This window comes from Phreatobacter sp. (genome assembly GCF_051860605.1).
Classification (GTDB): domain Bacteria; phylum Pseudomonadota; class Alphaproteobacteria; order Rhizobiales; family Phreatobacteraceae; genus Phreatobacter.
In genome coordinates, this window is record NZ_JBHYDR010000007.1 from 196,900 (window position 1) to 213,554 (window position 16,655).

The following is a 16,655-nucleotide window of genomic DNA, read 5'->3' on the forward strand; positions in this document are numbered from 1 at the left end:
ATGCAGCTGACCGTCTGGACCTATGAGGGACCTCCCCATGTTGGCGCCATGCGGATCGCAACCGCCATGGAGGGCCTGCATTACGTGCTGCACGCCCCGCAGGGCGACACCTATGCCGATCTGCTCTTCACGATGATCGAGCGGAGGGACCGGCGACCGCCGGTGACCTACACGACCTTCCAGGCGCGCGATCTCGGCGGCGACACGGCCGGGCTGTTCCAGGAAGCATGTCGGGCAGCCTACGAGCGGTTCCGGCCCGAGGCCATGATCGTCGGGGCCTCCTGCACGGCGGAGCTGATCCAGGACGATCCGGGAGGCCTTGCCACGACGCTCGGACTGCCGATCCCGGTGATCCCGCTGGAACTGCCCTCCTACCAGAAGAAGGAGAACTGGGGCGCCTCGGAAACCTTCTACCGGCTCGTCCGCGCGCTGGCGCAGCCGCGCACGGCGCCGCGCGCCCCGGATGCGCGTCCCAGCTGCAACATCCTCGGACCCACGGCGCTCGGCTTCCGCCATCGCGACGACCTTGCCGAGATCACCAGGCTCGTGACGGCAATGGGCATCGACATCAACGTGGTAGCCCCGCTCGGTGCCCGGCCGACGGATCTCGTTCGTCTGGGCGATGCCGATTTCAACATCGTCCTCTATCCCGAGATCGCCGATGCCGCGGCGCGCTATCTGGAGAAGAGCTTCGGACAGCCGGCGGTCAGGACCATCCCGATCGGGGTCGGCGCCACACGCGACTTCATTGCCGAGGTCGCCGGCCTCGCCGGCGTGCCGCCGCTCGCTGGAGACGCAGGCTCGCGGCTGCCCTGGTATTCGCGCTCGGTCGACTCGACCTACCTGACCGGCAAGCGTGTCTTCATTTTCGGCGATGCCCCGCACGCCATCGCCGCGGCGCGGGTCGCCACGACGGAACTGGCCTTCGACCTTGTCGGAATTGGCACCTATTCGCGCGAGTTCGCACGCGAGGTCCGCACGGTTGCCGCAACCCACGGCATCGAGGCGCTGATCACGGACGACTACCTGGAGGTCGAGGAGCGGATTGCCGCCCTGCGGCCCGAGCTCATCCTCGGCACGCAGATGGAACGCCATATCGCCAAGCGGTTCGGCATTCCCTGCGCGGTGATCTCCTCGCCCGTCCATGTCCAGGACTTCCCAGCCCGCCATTCCCCACAGATGGGTTTCGAGGGCGCCAATGTCCTGTTCGACACCTGGGTTCATCCGCTGATGATGGGGCTGGAGGAACACCTGCTCCACATGTTCCGGGGTGATTTCGAGTTCAACGACAGGTCCGCATCGCATCTCGGTGCGACGGCGTCCCATCCGGCTCCGGTCGCAGAGGCCGAGGCCACACCGCCCCCGGCAGCAACGACACTGGCCCCGGCCCTCTGGGACACGGGCGCCGAACAGGAGCTTCGCAAGATCCCCTTCTTCGTCCGCGGCAAGGCGCGCCGCAACACCGAACGCTTCGCGCTGGAGCGCGGCATTTCAACCATCACGCTGGACACGCTTTACGATGCGAAAGCCCATTTCGGCCGCTGACGCAACGCCGATCCGCGTCGCCGTTGTCACGCTGGACAATCATCTGGCGGGCGTCGTCGGCCGGGCGCGCAAGCGACTTGCCGAGGCCCTCCCGGGCCTGAGCCTGTCGCTTCATGCCGCCTCCGAATGGTCCAGCGACGAAACCGCGCTCGATCGTTGCCGCGATGCCATCGACCGGGCGGACATCATCCTCTGTTCCATGCTGTTCATGGAGGAGCATGTCGCGCCGATCCTGCCGAACCTGAAGGCCAGGCGAGAAAATTGCGATGCCATCGTCGGCTGCATGTCGGTTCCCGAGGTGGTTAATCTCACCCGCATCGGGCGCTACCGGTTCGGCGAAAATGCCGGCGGGGCACTGTCCTTCCTGAAGCGCCTGCGGGGGAAGTCAGCGCCCGGCGGCGGCTCGGGCGCGAGCCAGATGCGGATGCTGCGCCGGCTCCCCAAGCTGCTGCGCTTCATCCCGGGCTCGGCGCAGGATCTGCGCGCCTATTTCCTGACCCTGCAATACTGGCTGGCCGGCTCCGACGACAATGTCGAGAACATGATCCGGATGCTGATCGACCGTTATGCCGACGGTCCACGCCGGCCACTGCGCGGGAAACTGCCAGCCGGCCCGCCGATCGACTATCCGGAGGTGGGCGTCTACCACCCGGCCCTTGCCGGCCGCATCGCCGAGGACGCTGGGCGTCTCCCGGCCGGCCGCGGACCGCGGGTCGGCCTCATCGTCATGCGATCCTATCTGCTGGCCAGCGACACGCGCCATTATGACGGCGTCATCGCCGCCCTGGAGGCCCGCGGACTGACCGTGATCCCGGCCTTCTCCAGCGGACTGGACTCGCGTCCGGCCATCGAGCGCCACTTCATCGACCGTGGACGGCCGACCGTGGATGCCGTTGTGTCGCTGACCGGCTTTTCGCTCGTCGGCGGACCGGCCTACAACGACTCCGCTGCGGCCAGCGCCACCCTGACGCAACTCGGCGTGCCTTACATCTCGGCCCATCCGCTCGAGTTTCAGACGCTGGAGGACTGGGGCGCCTCCGACCGCGGACTGCTGCCGGTCGAGAACACGATCATGGTGGCCATTCCGGAGATTGACGGCGCCATCCAGCCGATCGTCTTCGGCGGACGTGTGGCCGGAAACGGCACGCCCTGCACGGGTTGCGAGCGCAACTGCCGCTTCACGGCGTCAAGCGACGGACGCGAGATGCAGTCCTGTCCGGAGCGCGCTGCAACGCTGGCTGCACGGGTCGACCGCCTGATCACGCTGAAGCGTAAGGCTCGCGCAGAGCGCAAGGTCGCCATTGTCCTGTTCAACTTCCCGCCCAATGCCGGAAATGTCGGAACGGCCGCCTATCTGTCCGTGTTCGAGAGCCTGCACAACACGATGACGGCCATGCGCGATGCCGGTTACCGGGTCGACCTGCCGGCCGATGCCGACGCCCTGCGCCGCCGCATTCTGGAGGGCAATGCTACCCGTTTCGGCGCCATGGCCAACGTCCACCATCGCGTCCCCGCGGGCGACCATATCCGCCGGGAGGCCCATCTCGCCGAGATCGAGGCGCACTGGGGCCCAGCGCCCGGCCGCCAGCAGAGCGATGGCGCCAGCATCTTCGTGCTTGGTGAGCGCTTCGGGAATGTCCTCGTCGGGATCCAGCCCTCGTTCGGCTGGGAGGGCGATCCGATGCGGCTTCTGTTCGAGAAGAGCTTTGCGCCCACCCACGCCTTCAGCGCCTTCTACCGCTTCATGAAGGAGGACTTCGGTGCCGATGCCCTCCTCCATTTCGGCACCCACGGGGCGCTGGAATTCATGCCGGGCAAGCAGACCGGCCTGTCCGCGCGGTCATGGCCCGAACGGCTGATCGGCGATGTGCCGAACTTCTATCTCTATGCCGCCAACAACCCCTCCGAGGGGGCGCTGGCCAAGCGACGCTCCGCCGCCACCCTGATCAGCTACCGCACCCCGGCGCTGACGCAGGCCGGCCTCTACCGCGGGCTGATCGACCTGAAGGCGTCGATCGACCGCTGGCGCGTACTCGATCTGGCCGACCTGGCGACGCGGGAAAGCCTTGGCTGTCTCATCCAGGCACAGGCAGCGACCGTCGATCTGGCCGACGCCGAACCGGCCTGGGGGCCGGAGGCTCAGGAGCGGATCACGCGCCTCACCGGGAGCGTGCTGGAACTGGAATATTCGCTGATCCCGCATGGCCTGCATGTCGTCGGCAAGCCGCCTGGACCAGCCGAGCGCGCCGACCTGCTCGCCGCCATCGGCGAGACGAGCCACGGGCTGGCGCCCCATGCCGGGGTGCTTGCCGATCTCGTCGGTGGCCTGCCGGTCGACAAGGCGCTGGCCCGCGCCGGCCTTGCCCCCGACGCGGAAACCCGCGCTGCCTGGCACCAGCTCGCCGAGACGGATCGTCTTCTGGCAGCGGAGACGGAACTGGGCGGCATCCTCAATGCCCTCGACAGCGGTTTCGTCCAGCCGGCTCCGGGCGGCGACGTTCTGAAGACCACAGCCGTGCTGCCCACCGGGCGCAACCTCCACGGCTTCGACCCGTTCCGCATCCCCAGCGCCTTCGCGGTGGCGGACGGCGCGCGCCAGGCCGAGCGGATCCTCGCCCGCCATGTCGCCGACGGCCATCCCTTGCCGGAGACCGTGGCGCTGGTGCTGTGGGGCACGGACAATCTCAAGACCGAGGGCAGCCCTATCGCCCAGGCCCTGGCGCTGATGGGGGCCAGGCCGCGCTTCGACGCCTATGGCCGGCTTGCCGGCGCGGAACTGATCCCGGTGGCGGAGCTCGGCCGCCCGCGTGTCGACGTGGTCATGACCCTGTCGGGCATCTTCCGCGATCTGCTGCCGCTGCAGACGCGCCTGCTTGCCGAAGCCGTTCACTTGGCGGCGACGGCGGACGAGCCGGACACCGAAAACTTCGTCCGCAAGCACGCCCTCGCTTTCCAGGCCTCAAGCGGCTGCAGCCTGGAGGAGGCCTCCATGCGCGTGTTTTCCAATGCGGACGGCGCCTACGGTGCCAATGTGAACGGTCTCATCCAGAGCGGGCGCTGGTCGGACGAGGACGAGATCGCCGAGACCTTCGCCAGCCGCAAGAGCTTCGCCTACGACCGCAAGGGCAAGCCGGTCCGGGCACCGGAACAGCTGGAGCGCGTGCTCGCCGGCGTCGACATGGCCTATCAGAACCTCGACTCGGCAGAGCTTGGAGTCACCACCGTCGACCAGTATTTCGACACGCTCGGCGGCATCTCGCGCGCGGTCAAGCGCGCCCGCGGCTCTTCCGTCCCGGTCTACATCTCCGACCAGACCCGTCGGACCGGCACCGTCCGTACGCTCGGCGAGCAGGTGGCGCTGGAAACGCGCACCCGCACCCTCAATCCCAAATGGTACGAGGGCATGCTCAAGCACGGCTACGAGGGCGTGAGGATCATCGAGGAGCATGTGACCAACACGGTCGGCTGGTCGGCGACGACCGGCGAGGTGGCACCCTGGGTCTACAAGGAAATCACCGAGCTCTACGTGCTCGACCCGGCCATGCGCGACCGCCTGGCAAGCCTCAACACCACGGCTTCGGCTCGTCTCGCCAACCGCCTTATCGAAGCCCACCAGCGCAACTTCTGGACCCCTGACCCCGAGACCCTGGCCGCCCTGCGCGAGGCGGGCGAGGACCTCGAGGACCGGCTGGAAGGCGTAACCCCCGGGAGGGCAGCATGAGCGGCCTCGTTACACCGATCGTCATCCGAAATCCTGTCCCGCGACGGGCCGACGGAGAAGGCAGCGTCCAGGTCCGGATGGATGCCAGCATCGACACCGGCTCGGCCAAGGTCTTCGCCGTTTACGGCAAGGGAGGCATCGGCAAGTCAACCACCTCGTCGAACCTGTCGGTGGCCTTCTCCAAGATCGGCAAGCGCGTGTTGCAGATCGGCTGCGATCCCAAGCACGATTCCACCTTCACGCTGACCAAGAGCCTGATCCCGACCGTCATCGACGTCCTGGAGGGCGTGAACTTTCATGGCGAGGAGTTGCGGCCCGAGGACTTCGTCTTCGAGGGCTACAACGGCGTCATGTGCGTGGAAGCGGGCGGGCCGCCGGCCGGCACCGGCTGCGGCGGCTATGTCGTCGGCCAGACCGTCAAGCTCCTGAAGGAGCACCACCTTCTGGACGAGACCGATGTCGTCATCTTCGACGTGCTGGGCGACGTGGTCTGCGGCGGCTTCGCCGCGCCTCTGCAATATGCCGAGCGGGCCCTCATCGTGGCGGCCAACGACTTCGACTCGATCTTCGCCATGAACCGCATCGTCGCGGCCATCAAGGCGAAATCGAAGAACTATGACGTGCGGATCGGCGGCGTGATCGCCAACCGCAGTGCCGATGTCGACCAGATCGAGCGGTTCAACAAGGCGGTGGGAACATCGACCATCGCCAGGTTGCCCGACCTCGACGTGATCCGCCGGTCGCGCCTGAAGAAGTCGACCCTGTTCGAGATGGAGGCGACGCCGGAAGTGCTCGCCGTCCAGCGCGAATATATCCGCCTCGCCCAGCACCTCTGGGACGGCACCGAACCTCTTCTCGTCAGCCCGCTCAAGGATCGCGAGATCTTCGACCTTCTGGGATTCGACTGATGCCAACGATCACCTATCGCGACCGGCGTCATGAACTGGAGACCTACTTCGACCGCACGGCGGTCGAGGCTTGGAGCCGTCTGACGTCCGATGCACCGGTCGGCCGCATTCGGGCAACCGTCCGTGCCGGCCGCGACACGATGCGCTCCACCCTTCTGTCCTGGCTGCCCGAGGACCTGTCCGGCCGGCGCATTCTCGATGCGGGATGCGGCACCGGAGCCCTGGCGATGGAAGCGGCCCAGCGCGGGGCCGATGTCGTGGCCGTGGACCTGTCGCCACAGCTTGTCCGCCTGGCGCGCGAGCGCACCGCCGGCCTTGCCGGCACGGGCCGCATCACCTTCCGGGTCGGCGATCTGCTCGATCCTCTCCTTGGGCGCTTCGACCATGTCGTAGCGATGGACTCGCTGATTCACTATCGGACGGACGACATGGTCCGGGTCCTTTCGGCCCTGTCGCGCCAGACCTCCGGCTCGCTGCTGTTCACGTTCGCGCCGAAGACGCCGCTGCTGGTCATGATGCATGCCGCCGGGCGGTTGTTCCCTCGCGGCGACCGGGCGCCGGCCATCGAGCCCGTCGGCGAAAGGCGGCTGCGTACCCGTCTGGGGACGGCGACGGCCCCGGACGGCTGGCGGCTTGGGCGCGGTCTGCGGGTCGCGCGCGGCTTCTACATCAGCCAGGCGCTGGAGCTCGTCCGTCCATGATGCGCGCGAGCGGCTCCATCCTCTCTCTGTGGCGGCAGATCGGCACGCGGTTCCTGCCGTTCGCCGATGCCGCCAGCGCCGAGGTGCCGCTTGCACGCCTGATCCGCCTGTCGCTGTTCCAGGTTTCGGTCGGCATGGCCACCGTGCTGCTGGTCGGCACGCTCAATCGGGTCATGATCGTGGAACTCGCCGTGCCAGCCTCGCTGGTGGCGGTGATGGTCGCCCTGCCCCTGCTCTTCGCGCCCTTCCGCGCCTTTGTCGGGTTCCGCTCCGATACGCATGTCTCGGCCATCGGCTGGCGTCGTGTGCCCTATATCTGGATGGGGTCCCTCCTCCAGTTCGGCGGCCTTGCGATCATGCCGTTCGCGCTGCTGGTCCTGTCGGGCGACGGCGTCGGACCGGTCTGGGCCGGACAGGCGGGGGCGGCACTCGCCTTCCTGATGGTCGGAGCCGGGCTCCAGATCACCCAGACCGCCGGACTGGCACTTGCCACCGACATCACGCGACCCGAGGCGCGGCCGCGGGTGGTGGCGCTGATGTATCTGATGCTGCTCGTCGGCATGCTGGGAAGTGGCGCGGTTTTCGGCCTCCTGCTGACCGATTTCAGCCCCAAGCGACTGATTCAGGTGATCCAGGGCGCCGCCATGGTGACCATCGCCCTCAACGTCATCGCCCTGTGGAAGCAGGAACCGCGCGACCCGTCGCGCAACCGGGCGCCCGCCGAGGAGCCCCGCTTTTCAGTGGCCTGGGCGCGGCTCATGGCCGAACCGAAGGCGCGGCGCTATCTGGTCGCGGTCGGGCTCGGCACGGCCGCCTTCAACATGCAGGACATCATCCTGGAGCCCTATGGCGGCGAGGTGATCGGCCTGTCCGTTGCGGCCACGACCATGCTGACCGCGCTGCTCGCCTTCGGTGCCATTCTGGCCTTCGCACTGGCCGCCCGGCTGCTGGTGCGTGACTTCGATCCGGCCCGGCTGGCGGCGCTCGGAACGGTCGTCGGCATAGCGGCCTTCACCGCTGTGATCCTCGCCGCCCCGCTCGGCTCGGCGGGCCTGTTCCGCTTCGGCGCTTTCCTGATCGGATTCGGCGGCGGGCTCTTTGCGGTCGGCACGCTGACGGTCGCCATGACGCTCGACAGACGCGGCAACAACGGCCTTGCGCTCGGAGCCTGGGGCGCGGTCCAGGCATCCGCCGCCGGCCTTTCGATCGCCTGCGGCGGCATCCTGCGGGACGTCGTCAATGCGCTGGCGGCGAAAGGTGCTCTGGGACCGGCCCTGACCGGCCCGTCGATCGGCTACGGCGCGGTCTACCACGTCGAATTGTTCCTGCTTTTCGCCACGCTCATCGCGCTCGGCCCGCTGGCCGGACGCTCCATGTCCGACGTGCATGCCGGGGCGTCTGCTTCGGCACCCTTCGGCCTCTCGCAGTTTCCGCGATAGGCCCAAGAACAGCCCTCAAGCCCTGGAGGCACCAATGATCACCGGAATGGAAGACAGAGGCATCGATCTGGCGCTGCTGTGCCTGTGGGCCTTCGCCATCTTCTTCGCGGGCCTGATTTTCTATCTTCACCGCGAGAACAAGCGCGAGGGCTATCCGCTGGTCGAGGAGCCCGGAGAAAGGCCCCGGCGGGTGAGCATCATCGGCTGGCCGGCACCGCCTCCGCCGAAGTCCTACCTTCTGAAGGGAGGTCAGACCGTGACCGTTGCCGATGGCCGGCCGGATCTGCGTCCGGTGGCAGCCAGGCCGCTCGCCAGGTTCCCCGGCGCGCCCCTCGTGCCGACCGGCAATCCGCTGGCCGATGGTGTCGGGCCTGCCGCCTATGCCGAGCGCGCCGACGTTCCGGACAAGCTCTATTCCGGCGAGCCGCGCATCCAGCCGCTCAGGGCGCTTCCGGCCTTCCATATTGCCGACCGCGATCCCGATCCGCGCGGCATGAAGCTCATTGCCGGTGACCGAGAGCATGTCGGCACCATCGTCGATGTATGGATCGACCGCGCCGAATATGTCGTGCGCTACCTGGAGGCGGAGCTTCCCGGGGCCGGCGGCGGGCGGCGCCTGCTCGTTCCCATGGGCTTTGCAAGGGTTGATGGCCGCCGTGGCCGCGTCGAGGTCTCGGCGCTGTTCGGCGAGCATTTCCCCGGCGTTCCGGCCACCCGCGATCCCGATCAGGTCACGCTGCTCGAGGAGGACAGGATCATGGGCTATTTCGGCGGAGGCATGCTCTACGCCTCGCCGCAGCGCGCGGAGCCGATGCTGTGAGCGACGATTTCGACTTCGAACCGATCCCCGGCCTTCCGGCCGTTCCGCCACAAGGCGAGCGCCTGCTCTGGCAGGGCCGGCCCGACTGGCGCGCCCTGGCGGTCCGCGCCTTCCATATCCGCAAGGTCGCGGTCTATTTCGCGATCCTGGTGGCATGGCGCGGCCTGACCGCCCATGCCGACGGACTGGCGATCGCTGCAGCCTCGCGGCAGATGCTATGGATTGCGCTCCTGGGTGCGGCCTGCATGGCGGCACTCACCCTGCTCGCCTATGCCTATGCGCGCAGCACCGTCTACACGATCACCTCGCGCCGCATCGTGATCCGATCCGGCGTCGCGCTGCCTCTCACCATCAACATCCCGTTCGCGCAGATCGAATCCGCGGCGGTCAAGCTCAGGGCCGACGGCTCGGGGGACATTCCGGTCCGGATTCGTCCCGGCAACCGGATCGCCGCCCTTGCGCTCTGGCCCAACTGGAGGCCGTGGCATTTCACCCGGCCCGAGCCGATGCTGCGCTGCATCGAGGACGCCGGGGCGGTTGCGAGCCTTCTGGCGGGCGCCCTGACCGGCGCGCCGGTCCAGCCCCAGACCCAGACGCCGCAGATGGCGCCGCAATCGGACGGGTCGGCGCTGCCGACGCCGGCAACCAGCTGAGGACCCTGTCATGACCGTCGCGATCCGCTCTGCCATCCCGTTCCGAACCTGGCCGATTGTCGCCGCTGGAATGCTGGTGGCCATCGCGGTCGGGGCGGCGCTGGTCGGCCGACTGGCCGGCATCGGCACGGTGGCCGTTCCGGTCTCGCCGCCTGTCCAGGCGGTGGAGCTGGTCTTCTCCGATCACCGTGACGGTTCAATCAGGGTCGCGGATGCAGCCGACAGCCGGCTCGTCCTGACAGTTCCGTCCGGTGAGGGCGGATTCATGCGCGGAGTCATGCGCGGGCTCGCCCGCGACCGGAAGATGCGCGGCCTCGGCCCGGACCTGCCGTTCCGTCTGGAGCGGCGGGAAAACGGCATGCTCATCCTCCTCGACCCTGCGACCGGTCGCGAGATCGCGCTCGGTTCCTTCGGACCAACAAACCTGGAGGCGTTCTCCCAGCTCCTCCCAACCAAGGATGGTTCAACATGAGACAGAATGGGAACAACGGGGAAAGGCAGTTCGACGTGCCGTGCACGATCGACCTGGAGAATACGCCTGAGAGCCTGCACGCCTATGTCGATATCGGGACCGTCGAGATCGGCCCCGGCGATCGCGTGCTGGTCCACAACGCGCCCTCCACGATCGCCTTCGGCGAGCGGCGCGTCATCCAGAGCACGGCGACGGTCATTCGCGCCGGCGGGTTGACCCGCCTGGCCACGAAGATCGCCGCCTATCTCGAACTCACGGAACTCTACGAGGTCGGCTTCGAGGCCGCTGGAGGCGAGTCATGACCCCCGAAGGCGGAACCCGCGCAACCTTTTCAACCGATGTCGCCAAGGAAGACGCGCTGCTCAGCCCGCGCTTCTACACCACCGACCATGCAGCGATGGACAAGATCGACGTCAGTTCGGTCCGCGCCGAATGGGACGAACTGCTCGCCGAGATGCGGCGCGACCCCAATCGCGGCCACTTCAAGCGCGATGGAGCGTTTGACTTCGATCTTGAATCGCTGCCGGAGGATCTCCGCAAGGAGTTCCTCGATTTCATGGTCAGTTCGCTGACCGCGGAATTCTCCGGTTGCGTTCTCTATGCGGAGATCAAGAAGCGCATCCAGAACCCCGATGTCCGCGACCTGTTCACCTTCATGGCGCGCGACGAATCGCGTCATGCCGGCTTCATCAACGAGTCGCTCAAGGATTTCGGGATCGGCGTCGATCTCGGATTCCTGACGCGGGAGAAGAAGTACACCTACTTCAAGCCGAAATTCATCTTCTACGCGACCTATCTGTCCGAGAAGATCGGCTATGCCCGCTACATCACCATCCACCGGCTGTTCGAACGCGATCCGGACCGCCGGTTCCATCCGATCTTCAAATGGTTCGAGAACTGGTGCAACGACGAGTTCCGCCATGGCGAGGCGTTTGCCCTCATCATGCGCGCCGACCCGAAACTGCTGACCGGGCACAACCGCCTGTGGATCCGATTCTTCCTCCTGGCGGTCTATGCGACCATGTATGTGCGCGACCACATGCGACCGGCATTCCACCGGGCGCTCGGGATCTCGCCATCCGACTATGACTACCGGGTGTTCCGGATCACGTCGGAGATCTCCAAGCAGGTCTTCCCCTTCACGCTCGACATCGACCATCCGGCCTTCAAGAAGGGGCTGGACCGTCTGCTGGCCATCGTGGAGGCGACCGAGGCCGCCAAGGAGCGTGGGGGGGTCGTCGGCAGGCTCCAGCGTCTGTGGCTCGGCATGCGCGGGGCGGCAACCTTTGCCCGCCTCTACACGCTGCCTGTCGTGCCCAACGACCTGCCGCCCCAGGTCCGCCTCGCTCCGGCCTGGTAGGGAGTCCTCCGGGTGTTCGAGATCGCTCTGCCCATCGTGTTCACCATCTGGCTGTGGTGGTTCAGCACCGGAGCGATCCTCTTTGTCGATGGACTGCCACGCCGGACCCATCCCTGGAGTCTCGGCGTGGCCACCCTTCTGGCGCTCGCGGCCCTTGCCGTCATCTGGCAGACGGCGGGCGAGACGACGACGGCGGCCGCCTATGCAGCCTTCGTGGCGGTCATCATCGTCTGGGGCTGGAACGAACTCGCCTTCCTCACCGGTGCGATCGTCGGCTCGCGACGCGAGCCCTGCCCCCCCGATGTCGCGGGATGGCGCCGGTTTCGCCTCGCAACCTCTGCCATCATCGACCACGAGGTCGCCATCGCCCTGTCGGCCGGTGCGGTCGCGCTGCTCACATGGGGCGCGCCGAACCAGGTGGCCTTGTGGACCTTTGCCGTCCTGTGGGTGATGCGCCTCAGTTCCAAGCTGAACATCTTCCTCGGCGCCCCCAACATCCCCGAGGCTTTCCTGCCGGTGCACCTTCGCTATCTGGCGACCTATTTCCGCCGCCGCCCGATGAACGCCCTGTTTCCGGTGTCGGTGACCGGCGCGACGGTCGTGCTGGTCCTCATGGCCAGCAATGCGCTGGAGCCTTCGGCGACACCCTTCCAGACGCTGGCGCTGATCCTGCCGGCGAGCATGCTCGCGCTGGCCATTCTCGAGCACTGGCTCATGTTCCTGCCCATTCCCTCCACGCTGCTGTGGAAGTGGGGACTGGCCTCGCATCAGCGGGAAGCCGGAAAGATTGCGGGCCGCGATACGACGAGGCTTCGCTCCTGGGAGGCGCCCATGACCGGCGCCGTCGACCGGCAGGCCTTGCAGACGGTTCTCGATGCCATCGCCACCGGCGGCTTCGGCCAGGTCGTCAGCCTGGCCGGAACGAGCCGGTCGGCAGACGGCTGGATCCAGTTCGAAGTGGAGAATGGTCGTACCGATCTGCGCCCTGTCGCGGCCAGCCGGTTCCGGCCCGCATTCGTCATGGCCGTCGGCCGTGACTTCGATACCGAAAAACTCGGCAAGGCATTGGCCGCATGTGCGGCATGAACCGTGAAACCACGGAAAGGGAGGACATCATGACCGACGACCTAGGCTTTGCGAGCCGCAGCGACGCCCTCTCCTTCGAAGCCGGACACGGAGCCCAGCGGAACCCCACCTCCACAGGACGATGCCCCTATGCAGGCGGCGCCTTCTCGCTTCGGAACGCCCGGCCGCTCGACCACGAGGCCTTTTTCGTCGGCGAACTCGACAGGCTCCGCCTGGAAGGCCGCTACCGCGTCTTCGCCAATCTGGAGCGCCATGCCGGCAGCTTCCCCCATGCGACACACCGCGGCGGAAAGCGCGAGCGCGAGGTCACTGTCTGGTGCTCAAACGACTATCTCGGCATGGGCCAGAACCCCGCGGTATTGGCCGCCATGCATGAAGCTCTGGACCGCTGCGGCGCAGGCGCCGGCGGGACGCGGAATATTTCCGGCACCAACCACTATCATGTCCTGCTCGAGCGCGAGCTGGCCGACCTTCACGGCAAGGAATCGGCCCTGCTGTTCACCTCCGGCTACGTCTCGAACTGGGCGACGCTGTCCACGCTCGCCTCGCAGATCCCCGACTGCGTTGTCCTGTCGGATGCGGGCAACCACGCGTCGATGATCGAGGGCGTCCGCCACTCGCGGGCACCCAAGCGCCTGTTCCGCCACAATGACCCGCGCGATCTCGAGCGCTGCCTCGCGGACCTCGATCCGGCAGCCCCCAAACTGGTGGCGTTCGAATCCGTCTATTCGATGGACGGCGATATCGCACCCATCGCGGAGATCTGCGACGTGGCCGATGCCTTTGGCGCCATGACCTATCTCGACGAGGTCCATGCGGTCGGTCTCTACGGCCCGCGCGGCGGGGGGATTGCCGAGCGCGAGGGGTTGAGCCATCGCCTGACGGTCATCGAGGGAACGCTCGGCAAGGCCTTCGGTGTGGTCGGAGGCTATATCGCGGCCTCGGAGGCGCTTTGCGATTTCGTCCGCAGCTTCGCATCCGGCTTCATCTTCACCACGTCCCTGCCGCCGGCAGTGGCGGCCGGTGCGGCGGCGGCCATTGCCCATCTGAAGGCCAGCGGCGTCGAGCGCGAGCGCCAGCAGGATCGGGTCGCGACGGTGCGCCGACGTTTTGCAGAGGCCGGCATCCCGATGATGGACAATCCCAGCCACATCGTCCCGGTCATGGTCGGCGACCCCGTGCGCTGCAAGGCGATGAGCGACATGCTGCTGGAGGAGTTCGGCATCTATGTCCAGCCGATCAACTATCCGACCGTATCGCGGGGAACTGAGCGCCTGCGCATCACCCCGCTGCCGATGCACACCGACGCGGATATCGAGCATCTGGTGCGCTCGCTGAAGGCGGTCTGGCGGGCCGTGGGCTGAACGACACCAACGGAAAAAGGGGGCCGCGAGGCCCCCTTTCAGCATCAGCCGACGGATATCCAGACAGCACTACTGCTGGCGCTGCCCTTCGGCATTGAACTGCTTCAGATAGGCAATCAGGTTGGTGATCTGGGTCTCGTCGCGCAGGCCGTTGAAGACCATGCGCGTTCCCGGCGTCACCTCGCGCGGATTGCGGATGTAGACGCGGAAGTTCTCCTCGTCCCAGACCTTGTCGAGCGAGCGATAGGCCGGTGAATAGTTGAAGTTCGGGAACGAGCCGGCCTTGCGTCCGAACAGTCCGTTCAGCGGCGGCCCGACGCCGACCCGGGCGGTTGGCCCGACCTGGTGGCAGGCCCGGCACTGCAGGAAGACCCGTTCGCCAGCGGCGGCATCCTGGGCCCGGACTTCGGCCGCAGGAACAAGGGCCAAGAGGGCCGCGGCGACTACGATGCGACTGGTATATGCCATCCGGTATGCTCCTTGTTCAGAGCGGGACCGGCAGGCCCCGCCTTTGCTTCTCCCGTCCGTTCATACGAACGGGCGCTCTATCGGATCGTTCCGGACCGTTGGCACTGGAACCCGAAACTATTCGGCGGCCTGGACGTGCAAATCCGCCGGACCGCGATCGAGTCGCAGTCTCGGCCGCGCAAGCTGGCCGACGAACCCGGCGATGGCCTGGGCATCGAGTCCGGCCTCCCGGTACATCCCGGCGGGCGAATCCTGGGCCTGGAACCGGTCGGGCAGCGTCAGGCTGCGGACCTTCAGACCCCGGTCCAGCAGGCCCTCGCCCGCCATCCACTGCAGGACATGGGCGCCGAAACCACCAATTGCGCCGTCCTCGATCGTGACCAGAACCGCATGGTCCTGAGCCAGTTGCTCGATCAGAGCTGTGTCCAGCGGCTTGGCAAAACGGGCATCGGCGATCGTGGCCGACAGGCCCTGTCCGGCCAGCAACTCAGCTGCTGCCAGGCATTCTGACAGCCGGGTTCCGAACGAGAGAATGGCGACATCTTCGCCTTCGCGCAGGATTCGTCCCTTGCCGATGGCCAGCGGCACACCCCTGGCCGGCATGTCGACACCGACCCCGTCGCCGCGCGGATAGCGGAAGGCGATGGGACCCGCGTCATGGGCCGCCGCGGTGGCAACCATATGGACGAGTTCGGCCTCGTCGGCCGCCGCCATCACCACCATATTGGGCACGCAGGAGAGAGCCGCGACGTCGAAGGCCCCGACATGGGTCGGCCCGTCGGCGCCCACGAGCCCTGCACGGTCGATGGCGAAGCGGACGGGAAGCCCCTGCAGCGCCACATCATGGATGATCTGGTCGTAGGCGCGCTGCAGGAACGTGGAATAGATCGCCACGAAGGGCTTGAGGCCCTGGCAGGCAAGGCCCGCGGCAAAGGTGACGGCGTGCTGTTCGGCGATGCCGACATCGAACGTCCTGTCAGGGAACTGACGCTCGAACAGGTCGAGACCGGTGCCGGTCGGCATGGCCGCCGTGATCGCGACGATCCGCTCGTCCCGCTCGGCCTCGCCGATCAGGCTCTGCGCGAAAACCTTCGTATAGCTGGGCGCATTCGACTTGGCCTTGGTCTGGGCACCGGTGGTGACGTCGAAACGGACCACGCCATGGTACTTGTCGACCGCACATTCGGCCGGCTGGTAGCCCTTGCCCTTCTCTGTGACGACATGGACGAGGATGGGACCGTTGCGGGCCCGCTTGACGTTCTCAAGGACCGGCAGGAGCTGGTCGAGATTGTGGCCGTCGATCGGACCGACATGCAGGAACCCGAGCTCCTCGAACAACGTGCCGCCGGTGACATAGCCGCGGGCATGCTCGACGGCACGGGTGACCGCGCTATCGACCGTCTTGCCGAGACGCCGGGTGACGCTCTTGCCGCGCTTGCGCAACTCCAGGTAAGCGGGGCTTGAGATCATCCGTGCCAGATAGGCTGACATCGCCCCGACGGAGGGCGAGATCGACATCTCGTTGTCGTTGAGGATGACGATCAGACGCGAGCCGAGTGAGCCGGCATTGTTCAGGGCCTCATAAGCCATTCCCCCCGAAAGGGAGCCATCGCCGATCACGCAGACGACGTTGAAGTCGTCGTCGGTGAGGTCGCGCGCGACGGCAAAGCCGAGCCCGGCCGAGATCGAGGTGGACGCGTGGGCCGCGCCGAACGGGTCATAGGCGCTCTCCGCGCGCCGCGTGAAACCGGACAGGCCATCCTTCTGGCGCAGCGTATGCATCCGGTCCCGGCGACCCGTGAGGATCTTGTGCGGGTAGCACTGGTGCCCAACGTCCCAGATGATCTTGTCGCGCGGGGTATCGAACACATGGTGCAGGGCGACCGTCAGTTCGACCACGCCAAGCCCGGCGCCGAGATGCCCTCCTGTCTGGGCCACCGCCTCGATCGTGGCCTGCCGGACTTCGGCGGCGAGTTCGCCGAGCTGGCGGCGGTCGAGCGGCTTCAGGTCGCTGGTCGAATGAATGCTGTCCAGGATCGGTGTGGGCGACATGGCAGGGTCCCTTCCGCGGGCCCGGATCGTGCCGGACGTAGGGACAAAGTATCGGCGTGACGATTA

At 67.0% G+C, this 16,655-nt stretch carries 14 protein-coding genes; 12 read left to right on the forward strand and 2 right to left on the reverse strand.

The features are described from left to right. The 12 genes from bchB to hemA are packed head-to-tail and all read left to right on the forward strand — an operon-like array spanning position 1 to position 14,069. Positions 1-1,545 carry a ferredoxin:protochlorophyllide reductase (ATP-dependent) subunit B gene (gene bchB, locus ACTIFS_RS14335; RefSeq protein WP_439574791.1) on the forward strand — a complete coding sequence of 515 codons (1,545 nt, stop codon included), beginning with the start codon at positions 1-3 and terminating at the stop codon, positions 1,543-1,545. Next, complete coding sequence (locus ACTIFS_RS14340; protein WP_439574792.1) at positions 1,520-5,266, forward strand: magnesium chelatase subunit H; 3,747 nt, start codon at positions 1,520-1,522, stop codon at positions 5,264-5,266. The genes bchB and ACTIFS_RS14340 overlap by 26 nt, the downstream gene beginning before the upstream one ends. After that, the gene (bchL, locus tag ACTIFS_RS14345; RefSeq protein WP_439574793.1) at positions 5,263-6,174 is read left to right on the forward strand and encodes a ferredoxin:protochlorophyllide reductase (ATP-dependent) iron-sulfur ATP-binding protein; all 912 of its coding nucleotides are present in this window, start codon (positions 5,263-5,265) and stop codon (positions 6,172-6,174) included. The genes ACTIFS_RS14340 and bchL overlap by 4 nt, the downstream gene beginning before the upstream one ends. After that, positions 6,174-6,875, forward strand: coding sequence for a magnesium protoporphyrin IX methyltransferase (bchM, locus tag ACTIFS_RS14350; protein ID WP_439574794.1), 702 nt, complete (start codon positions 6,174-6,176; stop codon positions 6,873-6,875). The genes bchL and bchM overlap by 1 nt, the downstream gene beginning before the upstream one ends. Beyond that, positions 6,872-8,314, forward strand: a complete 1,443-nt coding sequence (locus ACTIFS_RS14355) for a BCD family MFS transporter (RefSeq protein ID WP_439574795.1) — start codon at positions 6,872-6,874, stop codon at positions 8,312-8,314. The genes bchM and ACTIFS_RS14355 overlap by 4 nt, the downstream gene beginning before the upstream one ends. 46 nt (positions 8,315-8,360) lie before the next feature. Further along, positions 8,361-9,134 (forward strand): photosynthetic reaction center subunit H, encoded by a 774-nt coding sequence (puhA, locus tag ACTIFS_RS14360; RefSeq protein ID WP_439574796.1) that lies wholly within the window; start codon positions 8,361-8,363, stop codon positions 9,132-9,134. Beyond that, on the forward strand, positions 9,131-9,787 hold the full coding sequence (gene puhB, locus ACTIFS_RS14365; RefSeq protein ID WP_439574797.1) for a photosynthetic complex putative assembly protein PuhB: 657 nt from the start codon (positions 9,131-9,133) through the stop codon (positions 9,785-9,787). The genes puhA and puhB overlap by 4 nt, the downstream gene beginning before the upstream one ends. Positions 9,788-9,797: 10 nt before the next feature. Then, complete coding sequence (puhC, locus tag ACTIFS_RS14370; RefSeq protein ID WP_439574798.1) at positions 9,798-10,259, forward strand: photosynthetic complex assembly protein PuhC; 462 nt, start codon at positions 9,798-9,800, stop codon at positions 10,257-10,259. Next, positions 10,256-10,561, forward strand: a complete 306-nt coding sequence (locus tag ACTIFS_RS14375) for a hypothetical protein (protein WP_439574799.1) — start codon at positions 10,256-10,258, stop codon at positions 10,559-10,561. Before puhC ends, ACTIFS_RS14375 begins: the two co-directional genes overlap by 4 nt. Beyond that, positions 10,558-11,619 (forward strand): magnesium-protoporphyrin IX monomethyl ester (oxidative) cyclase, encoded by a 1,062-nt coding sequence (gene acsF / locus ACTIFS_RS14380; RefSeq protein WP_439574800.1) that lies wholly within the window; start codon positions 10,558-10,560, stop codon positions 11,617-11,619. Before ACTIFS_RS14375 ends, acsF begins: the two co-directional genes overlap by 4 nt. A gap of 12 nt (positions 11,620-11,631) precedes the next feature. Then, complete coding sequence (puhE, locus tag ACTIFS_RS14385) at positions 11,632-12,705, forward strand: putative photosynthetic complex assembly protein PuhE (protein ID WP_439574801.1); 1,074 nt, start codon at positions 11,632-11,634, stop codon at positions 12,703-12,705. A 29-nt stretch (positions 12,706-12,734) separates the two neighbouring features. Continuing rightward, a complete protein-coding gene (gene hemA / locus ACTIFS_RS14390; protein WP_439574802.1) occupies positions 12,735-14,069 on the forward strand; it encodes a 5-aminolevulinate synthase in 1,335 nt (444 codons plus the stop codon). 69 nt (positions 14,070-14,138) lie between these two features. Here hemA and ACTIFS_RS14395 read toward each other — a convergent pair whose 3' ends face one another. Further along, positions 14,139-14,537, reverse strand: a complete 399-nt coding sequence (locus ACTIFS_RS14395) for a c-type cytochrome (RefSeq protein WP_439574803.1) — start codon at positions 14,535-14,537, stop codon at positions 14,139-14,141. 117 nt (positions 14,538-14,654) lie between these two features. Continuing rightward, a complete protein-coding gene (gene dxs, locus ACTIFS_RS14400) occupies positions 14,655-16,589 on the reverse strand; it encodes a 1-deoxy-D-xylulose-5-phosphate synthase (protein ID WP_439574804.1) in 1,935 nt (644 codons plus the stop codon). Positions 16,590-16,655 lie beyond the last annotated feature (66 nt).

Excerpts from the sequence above, each read along its gene's own strand:
- bchB (WP_439574791.1), top strand. The coding sequence starts at position 1 with ATGCAGCTGACCGTCTGGACCTATGAGGGACCTCCCCATGTTGGCGCC.
- ACTIFS_RS14340 (WP_439574792.1), top strand. The coding sequence starts at position 1,520 with ATGCGAAAGCCCATTTCGGCCGCTGACGCAACGCCGATCCGCGTCGCC.
- bchL (WP_439574793.1), top strand. The coding sequence starts at position 5,263 with ATGAGCGGCCTCGTTACACCGATCGTCATCCGAAATCCTGTCCCGCGA.
- bchM (WP_439574794.1), top strand. The coding sequence starts at position 6,174 with ATGCCAACGATCACCTATCGCGACCGGCGTCATGAACTGGAGACCTAC.
- ACTIFS_RS14355 (WP_439574795.1), top strand. The coding sequence starts at position 6,872 with ATGATGCGCGCGAGCGGCTCCATCCTCTCTCTGTGGCGGCAGATCGGC.
- puhA (WP_439574796.1), top strand. The coding sequence starts at position 8,361 with ATGGAAGACAGAGGCATCGATCTGGCGCTGCTGTGCCTGTGGGCCTTC.
- puhC (WP_439574798.1), top strand. The coding sequence starts at position 9,798 with ATGACCGTCGCGATCCGCTCTGCCATCCCGTTCCGAACCTGGCCGATT.
- ACTIFS_RS14375 (WP_439574799.1), top strand. The coding sequence starts at position 10,256 with ATGAGACAGAATGGGAACAACGGGGAAAGGCAGTTCGACGTGCCGTGC.
- acsF (WP_439574800.1), top strand. The coding sequence starts at position 10,558 with ATGACCCCCGAAGGCGGAACCCGCGCAACCTTTTCAACCGATGTCGCC.
- hemA (WP_439574802.1), top strand. The coding sequence starts at position 12,735 with ATGACCGACGACCTAGGCTTTGCGAGCCGCAGCGACGCCCTCTCCTTC.
- ACTIFS_RS14395 (WP_439574803.1), bottom strand. The coding sequence starts at position 14,537 with ATGGCATATACCAGTCGCATCGTAGTCGCCGCGGCCCTCTTGGCCCTT.
- dxs (WP_439574804.1), bottom strand. The coding sequence starts at position 16,589 with ATGTCGCCCACACCGATCCTGGACAGCATTCATTCGACCAGCGACCTG.